The organism is Limnobacter sp. 130 (genome assembly GCF_902506325.1).
Classification (GTDB): Bacteria; Pseudomonadota; Gammaproteobacteria; order Burkholderiales; family Burkholderiaceae_B; genus Limnobacter.
Window position 1 is genome coordinate 1,154,798 of record NZ_LR732328.1, and the last position, 14,112, is coordinate 1,168,909.

At 54.3% G+C, this 14,112-nt stretch carries 14 protein-coding genes; 7 read left to right on the forward strand and 7 right to left on the reverse strand.

The window, feature by feature from the left end; genetic code table 11:
- Positions 1-18: 18 nt before the first annotated feature.
- The 4 genes from FRIGORI9N_RS05470 to egtD are packed head-to-tail and all read left to right on the forward strand — an operon-like array spanning position 19 to position 3,509.
- Complete coding sequence (locus FRIGORI9N_RS05470; protein WP_159568830.1) at positions 19-861, forward strand: phosphonate ABC transporter ATP-binding protein; 843 nt, start codon at positions 19-21, stop codon at positions 859-861.
- Positions 858-1,706, forward strand: a complete 849-nt coding sequence (locus FRIGORI9N_RS05475) for an ABC transporter permease (RefSeq protein ID WP_159568831.1) — start codon at positions 858-860, stop codon at positions 1,704-1,706. The genes FRIGORI9N_RS05470 and FRIGORI9N_RS05475 overlap by 4 nt, the downstream gene beginning before the upstream one ends.
- The gene (gene phnE, locus FRIGORI9N_RS05480; protein ID WP_159568832.1) at positions 1,703-2,524 is read left to right on the forward strand and encodes a phosphonate ABC transporter, permease protein PhnE; all 822 of its coding nucleotides are present in this window, start codon (positions 1,703-1,705) and stop codon (positions 2,522-2,524) included. Before FRIGORI9N_RS05475 ends, phnE begins: the two co-directional genes overlap by 4 nt.
- A 13-nt stretch (positions 2,525-2,537) precedes the next feature.
- Positions 2,538-3,509 carry an L-histidine N(alpha)-methyltransferase gene (gene egtD / locus FRIGORI9N_RS05485; RefSeq protein WP_159568833.1) on the forward strand — a complete coding sequence of 324 codons (972 nt, stop codon included), beginning with the start codon at positions 2,538-2,540 and terminating at the stop codon, positions 3,507-3,509.
- A 6-nt stretch (positions 3,510-3,515) separates the two neighbouring features.
- Here egtD and FRIGORI9N_RS05490 read toward each other — a convergent pair whose 3' ends face one another.
- Positions 3,516-4,709, reverse strand: coding sequence for a methyltransferase (locus tag FRIGORI9N_RS05490; RefSeq protein WP_159569672.1), 1,194 nt, complete (start codon positions 4,707-4,709; stop codon positions 3,516-3,518).
- Between the two features lie 119 nt (positions 4,710-4,828).
- On the opposite strand from FRIGORI9N_RS05490, the gene senB reads away from it, so the two are divergent.
- The 3 genes from senB to FRIGORI9N_RS05505 are packed head-to-tail and all read left to right on the forward strand — an operon-like array spanning position 4,829 to position 8,854.
- The gene (senB, locus tag FRIGORI9N_RS05495; protein WP_236550807.1) at positions 4,829-5,881 is read left to right on the forward strand and encodes a selenoneine biosynthesis selenosugar synthase SenB; all 1,053 of its coding nucleotides are present in this window, start codon (positions 4,829-4,831) and stop codon (positions 5,879-5,881) included.
- Positions 5,868-8,153: a selenide, water dikinase SelD gene (gene selD / locus FRIGORI9N_RS05500; protein ID WP_159568835.1), complete on the forward strand. Its 2,286-nt coding sequence runs from the start codon at positions 5,868-5,870 to the stop codon at positions 8,151-8,153. The genes senB and selD overlap by 14 nt, the downstream gene beginning before the upstream one ends.
- 11 nt (positions 8,154-8,164) lie before the next feature.
- The gene (locus FRIGORI9N_RS05505; protein ID WP_159568836.1) at positions 8,165-8,854 is read left to right on the forward strand and encodes a TVP38/TMEM64 family protein; all 690 of its coding nucleotides are present in this window, start codon (positions 8,165-8,167) and stop codon (positions 8,852-8,854) included.
- Positions 8,855-9,303: 449 nt separating this feature from the next.
- On the opposite strand, the gene FRIGORI9N_RS05510 is transcribed toward FRIGORI9N_RS05505, so the two are convergent.
- From FRIGORI9N_RS05510 to FRIGORI9N_RS05535, 6 genes are all read right to left on the reverse strand, one after another.
- Positions 9,304-9,675, reverse strand: coding sequence for an FKBP-type peptidyl-prolyl cis-trans isomerase (locus FRIGORI9N_RS05510; protein WP_201301414.1), 372 nt, complete (start codon positions 9,673-9,675; stop codon positions 9,304-9,306).
- Positions 9,676-9,755: 80 nt separating this feature from the next.
- Positions 9,756-10,199: a cyanase gene (gene cynS / locus FRIGORI9N_RS05515; protein WP_008250133.1), complete on the reverse strand. Its 444-nt coding sequence runs from the start codon at positions 10,197-10,199 to the stop codon at positions 9,756-9,758.
- The gene (locus FRIGORI9N_RS05520; protein ID WP_201301445.1) at positions 10,196-11,170 is read right to left on the reverse strand and encodes an ABC transporter ATP-binding protein; all 975 of its coding nucleotides are present in this window, start codon (positions 11,168-11,170) and stop codon (positions 10,196-10,198) included. Before FRIGORI9N_RS05520 ends, cynS begins: the two co-directional genes overlap by 4 nt.
- Before the next feature lie 12 nt (positions 11,171-11,182).
- Positions 11,183-12,031 carry a nitrate ABC transporter permease gene (gene ntrB, locus FRIGORI9N_RS05525; RefSeq protein ID WP_159568838.1) on the reverse strand — a complete coding sequence of 283 codons (849 nt, stop codon included), beginning with the start codon at positions 12,029-12,031 and terminating at the stop codon, positions 11,183-11,185.
- 5 nt (positions 12,032-12,036) lie between these two features.
- Positions 12,037-13,398: a CmpA/NrtA family ABC transporter substrate-binding protein gene (locus tag FRIGORI9N_RS05530; RefSeq protein WP_159568839.1), complete on the reverse strand. Its 1,362-nt coding sequence runs from the start codon at positions 13,396-13,398 to the stop codon at positions 12,037-12,039.
- A 29-nt stretch (positions 13,399-13,427) separates the two neighbouring features.
- Entirely contained in the window at positions 13,428-14,108 is a 681-nt protein-coding gene (locus FRIGORI9N_RS05535) for a DJ-1/PfpI family protein (RefSeq protein ID WP_159568840.1), read from the reverse strand.
- Positions 14,109-14,112: the final 4 nt, after the last annotated feature.

Consider the following 14,112-nt stretch of genomic DNA (forward strand, 5'->3'; position numbering starts at 1 on the left):
GATAGGGAAGGCAACGCAGTGAAACTTGAAATTCGGGACATCAATGCCTGCCACCCATCCGCCCCGCCGGGCAGCGTTCCGGCGATCAAAAAAATGAGTCTCCAAATCGGCAGCGGCGAACAAGTCGCGCTGATTGGCCCCTCTGGCGCTGGTAAAACAACCCTGCTACAGGTTCTCTCCTGCACACTAAAACCATTGGGTGGCGCAATTGAACTGCAAGGGCAGCAACCTTGGCAACTCAGCAAACGCAAGCTTCAAAAACTTCGCGGTCAATTGATCGTGGCACCACAAGTGCCCCCGTTACCACCGCGCCAAAGAGTAATCACCTCAATACTGGCTGGCCGGCTTCCTGCGATGAGTCTGATGCAAAGCATCAAGTCGATGTTTTATCCAGTGGATATTCCAGCCGCTCACAGTGCGCTAAGCAAACTGGATTTACCCGAGAAAATTTTTGAACGTGTGGACAGGCTCTCTGGTGGGGAACGCCAGCGTGTGGGTCTTGCACGCCTGTTCGTGTCACCAGCCCAATTGTGGTTGGTGGATGAACCCTTATCAGCGTTAGACCCCACACGGGCTCGTCTGGCCATGTCTGCATTGACTGAATCTGCGGCAGAAAAGGGAATTACGCTGGTATGTACCCTGCACCAGGTTGACATGGCACTTGCATTTTTCAAGCGCATCGTTGGTTTGCGCAACGGGGAAATCGAGTTTGATCTGCCCACAGAACAAGTCACCCCAGCCATGTTGAAAAGTCTGTATTCGCAATATGAACACGAGCTGCTCGGTGAAGTGGACCGAGAGTTAATTGAGAAACAGTTCGAGAAAGTGACGCCTGCCGTGGTGGTCAACAATTGTCGATGAGCAGCTTACCTGTACACAACCCGCGGTTTGATGTGCCGCTGCGCGACCCTGCGTGGCATCAACGCCTGTTCTGGATGGTTTTTGCCATCGTGTTGATTTGGCCTTTGGCGGTGGCTACCGAATTCCGTCCCGGGGTGCTGATTGAACCAGAGAACATGCGAATTAGCGCTGAATTCATCGGCAGCTTCTTTCCCCCTGTGCTCGAACCCGAATTACTTTGGCGAATAGTTGACGCCACCTGGACCACCGTCGCGATTGCCACCGCTGGCATGGTCATGGCTCTTACCATCGCCTTTCCGCTGACCATTTTGTCCACACGCGTGCTGTCGGTTTCTGCCATTTCTGGCCGCATGAACACCCTTCCATTTGTTGTTCGACAAGCCATTCGCTGGATGTTGATTTTTCTGCGCAGCATTCCCGAACTGGTGTGGGCCCTGGTATTTGTTCGCGTGGTGGGTTTGGGCCCAACGGCCGGTGTATTGGCTATTGCGCTGACCTACGGCGGCATGTTGGGCAAGGTATATGGGGAAATTCTGGAAAGTGGTGAAACCACACCCACCGAAACACTGTTGCGCAACGGCAGTGGGCGTTTGCAAGCATTTTTTTATGGCCTGTTGCCCCAAAACGTAATGGAACTAACTTCCTACACCGTGTATCGCTGGGAATGTGCGATTCGTTCCTCTGTGGTGCTGGGCTTTGTCGGTGCGGGCGGGCTGGGCCAGGAACTGGACAACTCCATGAAGATGTTCAATGGTGGCGAGGTCTCCACCATGTTGATCGTATTCATTTTGCTGGTTGCACTGGCTGATGCAGTTAGCGCGTTCTTCCGCAAGAGGCTGATATGAGCGCACGGCTTGATTCCACGCCCTGTCCGAGCAAAGCACCCGCCATCATGAGCGGCGGCACGGGATTATTGCTGCTGGCCATGCTATCGCTGATCATCGCTAGCTTCTGGACTTTGGGCCTGAAATGGGGAGACTTCCTTTCGATCGAAGCATTCAAATCCATGGGGCGTTTCGTTGCTGAGTTTTTCCCCATGGAAACTGATTCAAAATTTCTCGGCAAAGTGGGCTGGGGAACCGTTGAAACCTTGGCCATGTCGCTCATGGGCACAGTACTGGCGGCTGTAGCCGGGCTGGCATTGGCCATTCCGGCCAGTAAGTTGCACAGCAGTGACAAAGGCCTGATGCGAACACCAACACGCTGGGTGCTCAATGCGCTGCGCTCCATTCCCGAATTGGTCTGGGCCGCGCTTTTATTGATTTCAGCGGGCCTGGGGCCATTTGCAGGCACACTGGCGTTGGCATTTCACACCACCGGTGTGTTGGGGCGATTGTTTGCTGAATCCATCGAAAACGCACCACAAGAACCCGCGGACGCCCTGCGTACGCAGGGAATAGGAAACCTGCGCGTGTTTTATTTCACCACCTTGCCGCAAGTGATCCCCCAGCTAATGAGCTACACCCTGTACCGATGGGAAAACAACATCCGAGCCGCTGCCATTCTAGGCGTGGTTGGTGCAGGTGGCCTCGGCCAGTTGCTGTCTTTCCACATGGGCTTGTTCCAGATGGGCAAGACTGCAACGATATTGGCTGCCATGCTACTGTTGGTTGCGATCGTAGACAGCATGAGCTATCACCTTCGCAGTCGAATGACCCGTTAATTGATCTGAGCCAATGACACCAACACCACAATTTATCCAGATTTACCAAGCCCAAGCTGACCACATTCGTGAAGAGTTACTAAGCGGCCTGCGCGCCAGCAAAGCACACACTTCACCCAAGTATCTCTACGACGAATTGGGCTCCAAACTGTTCGAGGCGATCACTTGCATACCTGAGTATTACCCCACCCGCACGGAAGCGCTGATTTTCAACAGCCACGGGCATGACATGGCACAGCAAGTGCCCAAAGGCGCTGCGTTCATTGACCTGGGTGCAGGCAATTGTGAAAAAGCAGCCCGGTTGTTCAATGTATTTCACCCAGACCGCTATGTCGCGGTGGACATTTCCGTGGACTTCCTGAAAGGCTCACTGGAATGCCTGCAACGCCAGTTTCCAGATCTGGAAATGAGTGGGGTGGGCATGGACTTCTCAACTGAATTGAATTTACCAGCTGGCCTGGCTCTGAACCCTGCACAACCCCGGGTCATGTTTTACCCGGGATCCAGCATTGGCAACTTCACCCCCGAGGAAGCACTGCTGTTTCTGAAACAGGTAAAAACGGTGTGTGCAGCGGCATCGGATGGCGGCCTGTTGATCGGTGTTGACCTGGTGAAAAGCAAAGCTGTGCTTGAAGCGGCTTACGACGATGCCTTGGGCGTAACAGCTGCCTTCAACCGCAATATGTTGCTGCACTTCAACAAACTGGCTGGCACCAATTTCAAGCTGGAAGACTGGAAACACATTGGCCTGTTCAACACCGAACTCAACCGCATTGAAATGCACCTGGAAGCACTGCGGGATGTTTCGGTGAACTGGGAAGGTGGCGAGCGAGCCTTTGTAGAGGGTGAACGCATTCACACCGAGAATTCTTACAAGTGGACACTGACCGGGTTTGAAGACTTGCTCAAGCGCGCAGGTTTTGTCGAGAGCAAGGCTTACACCGACCCGGAACAAAAATTTGCAGTGTTTTGGGCAAAGGCTTGAAAGTCCTTAGGCAGCAGCGAGTCGCCACAAGCTGGTGACTTCCTTACAGCGCGCATCAAACAAACCATCGGCAGAATCAAATGCCTTGCCGTGTTTCGGCTTGGCATCCATGCGGCTCAACACTTTCAAACCAGCCAGCTCGATCCAGCCCAGCAACTCTTCGCGTGTGCGCAGTTTCAGGTGTTCGGCCAAGTCGGACAAAATCAACCAGCCCTCACCGCCTGCATTCAAGTGCGCAGCCAAGCCCGCCAAAAACGCTTTCAGCATGCCGCTGTGTTCATCGTAAATGGCGCGTTCAATCGGCGAGGTGGGCTTGCCCGGCAACCACGGTGGGTTACACACAATCAAATCGGCTTTGTTTTCAGGAAACAGATCGGCTTGCACCACCTTCACCTGCTTGCCCATGCCCAAATTCTGAATGTTGAATTGCGCACATTCCAGCGCACGCGGATCGTTGTCGGTGGCCACAATATTGCTCAACCAGCGGTGCGCCAACACAGCGGCCAGCACACCAGTACCAGTGCCCACATCCACCGCCGAGCCATTGACTTCACAGGCTTTGGGCAATGGGGCTTTCAACACCAAATCCACATACTCGCCACGCACAGGCGAGAAGACACCGTAATACGGATGAATTCGATTATTGGGCGGATCACCAAGCGCAGACACATCCACGCCTTTTTTGCGCCATTCGTACGCACCCACCACGCCCATCATCTCCCGCAATGAACACACAATCATGGGGCCATCGGCCTGTGGCTCGCCCCATGCTTCAGTGCAGGCTGCCAACACATCGGGTGCGCGGCGCAGGGAAATGGTGTAATCGGCGTTAAACGGAATCAGGATTGAACCCAAAATACGTGCGCGCTGGGCTTGTGCCTGGCGGTACAAATGAAATTTTTGTGGGTATTCAACATCGGTCTTGCTCGCTTTGGCGGCTTTGCTTTTTTTGTGCTCTGCGCTTTTATCGACCCGGCGAACCAAGGCCTGCATCAATTGGCGGGCATTTTGAAAATCACTTTGCCACAGAAATACATTGCCCTCGCAAGCCAGTCGGTAAGCGGTGTCTGCGGTCAGCGTGTCGTCTGCCAGCATCACTTTGCCCGGCACGGCCAGGTTGCGCTCCGACTGCCAGCGTGCACGAAAGGTTTCTTCGCCCTTGGTCCATTGAATTACAGGGTTGTCTTGGGCTGGGTGCATGCGGGTTCTCGCGGTGATTGGCAGGGCATGGATCGTGTAAACTTCTTCAGGGTCGCAGTGTACCACTTTGGGTGGTTCGCGCCCCAATTTCCCCCCTGTCAAATTAAGTGGCTGTTGTCTTGATTAAACCGTCTGTTGTCATTGTTAGCCCTGCCCTTGCCGATTCCAACAACGGCAACTGGCAAACCGCCCGCCGCTGGCAGCTGTTTTTGTCCGAGCACTTCAATGTGCGCATTGTGAAACACTGGGAAAACACGCCTGCCACCGTTCACGATGCAGTCATGATTGCGCTACACGCACGCCGGTCTGCTGACTCTATTGCCGCTTGGGCACAAAGCCGTGGCATGACTGAACAAGGCAGCCCGGGCTTGGTGCTGGCCCTGACCGGGACCGACCTTTACCGCGACATTGAAACCGATGAAACCGCACAAAAGTCGCTGGCACTGGCGCAGCACTTGATCGTGCTGCAAGAAAAAGGCATCGAGAAACTGAACGAAGCACTGCACCCGAAAACCGCTGTGATCTTTCAGTCCACCTCGTCACGCAAAACACTGCCCAAACCCAAGCGCCGCTTGAAGGTGATCATGGTGGGCCATTTGCGCGATGAAAAAATGCCGCAAACCCTGATGGAAGCGGCGGTGCTGTTGCGTGGCTATCCGGAAATTTTCATTGACCACATTGGTGGCCCCCTGGACCCGGAACTGGCCCAAGCCGCTGAAGAAACCATGCAGGTGTGCCCCAACTACCGCTGGCTTGGCAACCAAGCCCACGGTGCAACCCGCACCCGTATTCAGCGTGCCCATGTGCTGGTACACGCCAGCAAAATGGAAGGTGGGGCGCATGTCATTATGGAAGCGGTGTGCAGCGGCACACCCGTGGTGGCCAGTTACATTGATGGCAACATTGGCATGCTGGGTGCAGGCTACCCCGGTTACTTTCCACTGGGCAATTCCCATGCACTGGCCAACATGCTGACCCAGTTGCTTGAAGACATTGTGAATCCGAAACCCTTGCCACCGGGTAAATCCAGTGTGTACACCAAGCTGAAAAACCAGTGCGCCGACCGGGCCAGGTTATTTGCACCTGAAAACGAACAAAACCAGTTAATTCGACTCGTACAACGAGCCAATCAAAACAACAACGAAGTAGAAGTACACCATGCAAACATCTGACCAACCCATTCTTCGTGACATCGTGCTGGTAGGCGGCGGCCACAGCCATGTGGGTGTGCTGCGCATGTTTGGCATGAAGCCGTGGCCCGGTGTGCGGCTTACCCTGATTTGTACCGACATTCACACCCCTTATTCCGGCATGCTGCCTGGCTACATTGCAGGCCATTACAGTTACGACGACGTACACATTGACCTGGGCCGACTGTGCGCCTTCGCAGGGGCAAGGCTGTTCAAAGACGAAGTGGTGGGCATAGACCGCGCCAATCAAAAAGTCATTTGCAAAAACCGCCCCCCGGTTGCTTACGATGCCCTGTCGATCAATATTGGCAGCACACCGCAAGTGCAACTGGTGCCAGGTGCCCTGGAAAACGCAGTGCCGGTCAAGCCGATTGCGCGTTTCAACCAACGCTGGGTCAATTTGCTTGAACGTGTAAAAACCCATGCTGGCAAAACCACCATTGCTGTGGTCGGTGGCGGTGCAGGCGGTGTAGAACTGGCCCTGGCCATGCAGTTTCGCTTGCGCAATGAATTAAGCACCATGGGCCGCAACCCCGACGAACTGGAATTTCACCTGTTCACCGCAGATGCCGATGTACTGCCCACCCACAACCCCGGTGTGCGCGCACGGTTCGAAAAAGTATTGAATGAACGTGGCGTGGTGCTGCACCGCGATGCGGAAGTGGTTCAGCTAGACGGCCACACCCTGCAAACCAAACAAGGCGAGCATTTACACGCCGACGAAATCATGTGGGTAACGCAAGCCGGTGGCGCTGCATGGCTGAAAAACACCGACCTTGAACTGGACGACCGCGGTTTCATCAGTGTGGGCCCTACCCTGCAAACCACGCGCGATCCAAAAATTTTTGCTGCAGGCGACATTGCCAATTTAACCAGCACACCGCTGGAAAAAGCGGGCGTGTTCGCGGTGCGCATGGGCAAACCATTGACCAAAAACCTGCACCTGTTTGTGCAGGGGATCGAGCTGCTGGAATACCGCCCCCAAAAAACCTGGCTGGCCTTGATCAGCACTGGCGACAAGTACGCGGTGGCATCCAAAGGAAATCTCGGTTTTGCGGGTGCTTGGGTGTGGCAGTGGAAAGACTGGATTGATCGCCGCTTCATGGCGAAGTTCAGCGAATTTCCCCAGATGGATCCGAATGCAAAACCCGCAGGTGGCAACACGCCCAACCTGGCACTCACGCAGGAAGAAAACCTTCAGGCCATTTCCGCAATTGCCATGCGCTGCGGTGGTTGCGGTGCCAAAGTGGGTTCCACGGTTTTATCTCGCGCCTTGGGTAACTTAAAGCCGGTGGATCGCGAAGATGTATTGGTGGGCCTGCACGCGCCCGACGATGCGGCCATTGTGAAAGTACCGCCCGGCAAAGCCATGGTGCACACAGTTGATTTTTTCCGGGCGTTTGTAGATGACCCCTATATTTTCGGCAAGGTGGCAGCCAACCACGCACTGGGCGACGTTTTTGCCATGGGTGGTGAAGCGCAATCGGCCACCGCCGTGGTGACCGTGCCACCCGGCCTTGAGTCCAAGGTAGAGGAATTGTTGTTCCAGATGATGAGCGGTGCCGTGGAAGTATTAAATGACGCTGGCTGCGCACTGGTGGGTGGACACACTGGCGAAGGCCGTGAACTGGCACTGGGTTTTGCAATCAATGGTTTGGTCGATGAAAACCTGGGCGGCGTGATGATCAAAGGCGGCATGCGCCCCGGCGATGCGATTTTGCTGACCAAGCCAATTGGAACCGGAACCCTGTTCGCCGCGCTGCCGCAGCTGAAAACCAAAGGTCGCTGGATTGATGCTGCACTGGAATCGATGGTGAAAAGTAATCGCGTAGGTGCTCAATGCCTGCGCGAATACGGATCCAAAGCCTGCACGGACTTGACTGGTTTTGGGCTGCTGGGCCACTTGGTAGAAATGACACGGCCTTCCGAAGTGGATGCTGAACTTGATTTAAGTGCCCTGCCCTTGCTGGACGGTGCCCTTGAAATGGTCAGTGCGGGCATTGTCAGTTCTCTGCAACCGGCCAATGTGCGTTTGCGCCGAGCCATTCGCAATCAGGCTGATTATGTGAACGATCCGCGCTACCCGCTAATTTTTGATCCACAAACCGCAGGTGGTTTGTTGGCGACAGTACCTGGCGAGCAGGCCGAGGCCTGTGTGGCCGCCTTAAAGAAACTGGGTTATGAACACACCGCGATTATTGGTCGAATTTTGCCGCAAGGCGATGCGATTGAACCGATTGTATTGAAAGGCTAAGGAAGCAGCGCATGCCCCATACAGTTCAACAACACTGGAAAAAAACAGCACTGCTGCTTGTCGCAGCTTTGCTGCTGCTGGTGTGGCTGAACACTGATGTGTCCCTGCAAGACATGCTAATGGCTCAACGTGAACTGACCATGCACTTCATGGACAACCCCACGCTGGTCACCTTGATTTACTTCGGTGTGTTTGTTCTGCTCACCGCGCTGTGCCTGCCGGGTGCGGGCGTGCTGATGCTGGTATGCGGTGGCTGCATGGGATTTGGTTTGTGTTTGGTGGTGTCTACTGCGGCGTCTGCCTTCGGCGCTTTGCTCACCATGCTGTTTGCGCGCCACTTTTTCCGGTCCTCGGTAGAAAGCAGATTTACCAACAAACTGAATGAGATCAACAAAGGCATTGAAAAGAACGAAGTGACTTACCTGCTCAGCCTGCGCTTGGCTCCCATCATCCCATTTGTTGCGTTCAATTTGCTGGCTGGCCTTACGCGGGTAAAACCATGGACCTTTCTGTGGACCAGTTTCCTGGGTATGTTGCCCGGCACCATGTTGTATGTAAATGCAGGCAGTGAACTGTCCAAGGTCAACAAGCTTGAAGAATTGATCTCGCTGGAAGTGGTGGTGTCGCTGACTGCACTGGCCTTGGTGCCGTTCCTGATTCAATGGGGAACGCGGCAGTTTCAACTACGCAAAGTTGCTTGAAAACCCAATCAGCTTGGATTTCAATCTCTCGCCTGAAAACCTGTATTTCCCTTTTTGAGATTCACCCTGACTCACCTCGCTCGGCAAAAGGGCGGGCCGAGTCTCGGTGCCGGCCTATGGCCGACCGCGGCGGGTGAATTCAAATGGGCAGGTTTTCTTGAAGGCGAGGCGATCGAAACTCCGCCGCCGATTGGGCATTGAACCTCGGTGAGTTGCGTGGTGGTGGAGAGACACTGGCGCCGGTTTAAGCCAACTCGGTAGTGGGAGTGCTTGGGGCGCACTTGAAGAAAACCGCCCCGTTTGAATTCAACTGCCACGGTCGGCCTTAGGCCGACACCGAGACTCGGCCCGCCCTTTTGCCGAGCGAGGTGAGTCAGGGTGAATTTCAAAAAGGGATCAAGCGGTTTTCAGTGCGACACAAGTAACCCATACCGAGTTGGCAGAAAACCTTAGCGGATGTCGAACAACTCCACATCAAACACCAAGTCCGTATTGCCGGGAATTGGACCCGCACCACGTGCGCCGTATGCCGTGTCTGAAGGACAGAACACGATTGCACGATCACCCACCACCATTTCGCACAAGGCCTGTGTCCAGGCAGGAATCACGCGGTTCAGCGGAAAGGAGATTTTTTCGTTGCGCTTGATGGAGCTGTCGAACACGCGACCGTCCAGAAAGGTGCCTTCATAGTGCACTTCAACGATGGAGTTTGGTGTAGGTTTTTGTGTGCCAGTACCGCGCTTTTTAAAAGTCAGCTTCACGCCGGAAGGCAGTACGAGTTCGTCGCCAGCAGCGGCATTGTTTGCAGTTGAATCAGTCACGGCTTTACCCCAGGTAAGAATTAAGACAAGCGCTTATTCTAACCCGGGGCGTTTAGCTGGCCTGGAATTCGACCTTGAAATCAATAGGTTTTGTAAGGCAGGAATTTGCCACTCATGTTGATGCTCACCCGATCACCCATGGGGTTGGGCTCACGCTGCAAGTCCATTTTGAAGTCGATGGCGCTCATGATGCCGTCACCAAACTCCTCGTGAATCAACTCCTTGAAGGTGGTGCCGTACACACTGATCAATTCATAGAAGCGATAGATCAACGGGTCGGTGGGCACGGCTGTTGGCAGTGATCCCTTGTAAGGCACCACTTGCAAACAATCCACTGCCTCGGGTGGCAAGGCCAAGTACTCACCAATTTTTTTAGCCTGTTCTTCAGTCAAGGTCATTTGGCCCAGCAGCGCGGCTGTGCTCCATTCCTTGGACTGGCCCAGTACCTTGGCGCAGTCGTCCCAAGTGCATTTTTTCTTGCGCTTGGCCAATACGATCATTTCGGTTACATCGGTTCGTTTCATGGTGCACTCCTTTGAATCAAATTTAGTGGGGGTGTTGTCTCGGTGCTAACTTTCGTGTTGCTCAGGGCTTTCAAGCCAGGGCGTACCACTGGGGGTTGTTTGTGCAACTCGGCATTCAGCGTGTTGCCATCTGGTTCCGTCGCCGGCGCGGCGCGGTTCACCAAGAAATCAACCAGGTGATTGCGAATGGCGTAGTACTGCGCATCATGGTGCACGGTGCTTCGGGTGCGTTCACGCGGCATGGTGTTTTCAACAATTTCCGCAATGCGGGCACGCGGGCCATGGCTCATCAGCATCACCTTGTCGGCCAGCAAAATGGCTTCATCCACGTCGTGCGTAATCATGAACACTGTTTGACCGGTCGCCTTCACGATTTGCAACAACTCGTCTTGAATGGTGCCGCGGGTCAGTGCATCGAGCGCGCCGAATGGTTCATCAAGCAACAGCATTTGCGGCTGAATGGCAAATGCGCGGGCAATGCCCACACGCTGCTTCATACCACCTGAAAGCTCGTGCGGTTTTTTGTTGGCCGCCTTGTTCAAACCCACCATGTCCAGGTACTTCATGGCGTGTTCGCTGATTTCCTCTGGCGACTTTTCAGGCCAACGCGACCGTACACCAAACTCCACATTCTTCAGCGCGGTCATCCAGGGCATCAGCGCATGGCTTTGAAACACAACGCCACGGTCCAGCGACGGGCCCACCACCTCTTTGCCGTTCATGATCACGTAGCCCTGAGTGGCTTCGTCCAAGCCAGCCAGAATGTTCAAAATGGTGCTTTTGCCACAGCCCGAGTGGCCGATGATGCAGACAAACTCGCCTTTCTGAATGTCAAAGTTCACTGCCTCAAAAACAGGCGGCACGTTGGTGTCATCTGGTGCGTAACTTTTTACCAAACCTTCCACCTGCAGAAAGGCCGCAGCTTTCTCAGTGGGCACCAGGTCTTTGCTGAATATCTTGTGTTCAGTCATTGTCATTGTTGTTTACTCCTTGTAGCTAACCAGCTTGGCCATGCGAGCCAGCAGCGTATCGAGCAACATGCCGATCAAGCCGATGAACAAAATGGCGCTGATGATGTTGGCAATCGACAGGTTGTTCCATTCGTTCCATACGAAGTAACCAATGCCTGTGCCGCCCACCAGCATTTCAGCGGCCACAATCACCAACCAGGCAATGCCAACAGAAATGCGCATGCCGGTCATGATGGTGGGGGCGGCTGCAGGCAATATCACTTGAAAAGCGGTGCGCAGCGAACTCACCTCCAAAGTTTTGGCGACGTTTAACCAATCGCGCCGAACCCCGGCCACACCAAAGGCGGTGTTCACCAACATGGGCCAAATCGAGCAAATAAAGATCACGAAAATGGCTGAAGTATCACTGTCTTGAATGGTGTACAAGGCCAGCGGCATCCAGGCCAAAGGCGACACTGGTTTCAAAATTTGAATGAAAGGATCAAGCGCCTTGTAAAGCAAAGGCGACATGCCAATCACAAAGCCCAAGGGAATGGCCACCAAGGCCGCCAAACCAAATCCCACCAACACGCGGAAAATGGAGTAGCCCAGTTGAATGCCAATGCCTTTGTCGTTGGTACCGCGATCGTAGAACGGGTCACTGACATGGCCCCACAGCTTTGCACCCACATCACCCGGTGTGGGCAATGGGGTTTCTCCGCCCGTGGAAGCAGCCTGCCCGACCAGGGCAGCGTACTCGGGGTCTACGATCACTTCGGATTCCTCGGGCATTGTTGCAATGGTCCATATCGCCAGCATCACGACCAGGATCAATGCAGACAATGCCGATGGCGCCCATTTCTGATTCTTGAAACTTTTCATGCCGCTTATCCCTTGGTTCTGGAAATTGCGAAGCTGTTGAGGTATTCCTCCGGCTTCTTGGGATCGAAAGGTTTGCCCATCACGCTGAATTTTTTATCTAAACTGGGTGGCGCTTGCATGCCCAGCTCTTTCATCAAACGGGTTGCGTCCGTGGCCAGGAAAACATCTTTCGCAATCTTGTTGTAATCGATGTCGCCCTTGACTTGGCCCCAGCGTTTCATCTGCGTCAAAATCCAGATCGCAAAGCTTTGATACGGGAAGGGGTCGAAGTCGATACGCTGCGGGTCTTTCTGAATGCCACCCAAGCCATCCGCGTAGGTGCCTGTCAACACCTGCTCCACCACAGTCAGCGGCTGGTTGAGGTAATTGGTGGGCGCAATGGCTGCTGCAATTTCCTTTCGGTTCTCTGCTTTTCGAGCGTAGGCCGTGGCATCCAGAACAGCCTTCAACAGCGCCTTGTAGCTGTTCGGGTTTTGGGTCACAAATTCCTTGCTGGCGGCAAACGCACAGCATGGGTGCCCCGCCCAAATTTCTTTTGACAGAATGTGAATGAAACCCACACCGTCGTACACGGCACGCTGATTCACAGGGTCGGGCGCCAGGAAGCCGTCAATGTTGTCGGCCCGCATATTGGCCACCATTTCGGGAGGCGGTACCGAGCGAATTTGTACGTCACGGTCAGGATCCAAACCAGCTTCGGCCAGGTAGTAGCGCAACAGGTAGTTGTGCATGGAATAGTCAAAAGGCACCGCAAACTTGAAACCTTTCCAATCTTTGGGGTTGCGCTTGTCCTTGTGCTTCATCGCCAATGTAATGGCCTGACCATTGATATTTTCAACAGCTGGCATGGTCCACGGAATGGCGTTTGAACCCACCCCCATGGAAATGGCCAATGGCATGGGCGAAAGCATGTGTGCTGCGTCGTATTCTTTGGCAAGCGCTTTGTCGCGCACCACCGCCCAACCCGCAGTTTTCACCACTTCAACATCCAGACCTTGCTTGGCATAAAAGCCCAAGGGCTGCGCCATGATGATGGGTGTTGCGCAGGTAATCGGAATAAAGCCGACTTTCAGCTTTTGCTTTTCCAAGGGGCCATTGCTTTGTGCAAATGCTTCTTTGGCTGCCGCCAACGGAAACATGCTGCCGATTGCGGCCATGGCCGTGCCACTGCCCACAGCACGCAGAAAATTGCGGCGCAATTGGTCGTTGGGAAACAGCGCATGCATCACTGCATTCTCAACAGCACGCTCTTCCATTTGCTGCACTGCCAATTGCTGATCATGCTCAGCCTGGCTGTTGTGTTGCCCACAGGCGCAACGCATGCCGAGACGGGTGTTGGGGTCAAACGGGTTCTTGAAAAAAGACATGGTGAACTCCTAAGCGGTTTAAGCAACAATCAGGCTGAAGCGCGGTTCAAAGCGGGGCGAAAGTAATCAATGTCGTGCTGGTATTGCTGGTAGGCCTTGGTGTACTCCATCACTCGGGCCACCTCAGCGATAAACTCTTCGTCATAACCTGCGCGGCGCAGCAAGTGAAAGCCAACTTCCATGCCGCTGGCGATTCCGCCACCGGTCACGATTCGACCTGCATCCACCACACGTGCATGGCTTACCTGGCAAGCGGGTGCAATTTCCGCAAGGCGGTCGATCGGGGTTTTACCCAAGTGCGACGATTCAAGGCGATCGGGTTCTTTGCGGTTGGTGGCAGCAAGGCCGTCGAGCAACCCCATGCGGGCATAGATCCACGAACCCGTGCACACACTGGTGAGCAAGCAGTTGTCAGGAAGGGTCCGAATGTAACGGTGCAAATTGCCATTGTTCATTTCTTGACGGGTACCAAAACCACCGGGAATCAGGAATGCATCCATGGCCGGTGTGTCAGAAAATGAATAGTTGGGCAGCACGGTAAAGCCCGCTTGCGTTTGCACAGGTCGCATGCTTTCAGCAACCAGGAACACTTCCAGTTCGGGATCGAAACGCTTGGCCACCGAGAACACACCGTAGGGGGCGGCGTAGTCCACCACCTCGGCCTCCTTGAATACGTACACACCCAGTCTGAAACTCTGCATTCTGGCCATTCGC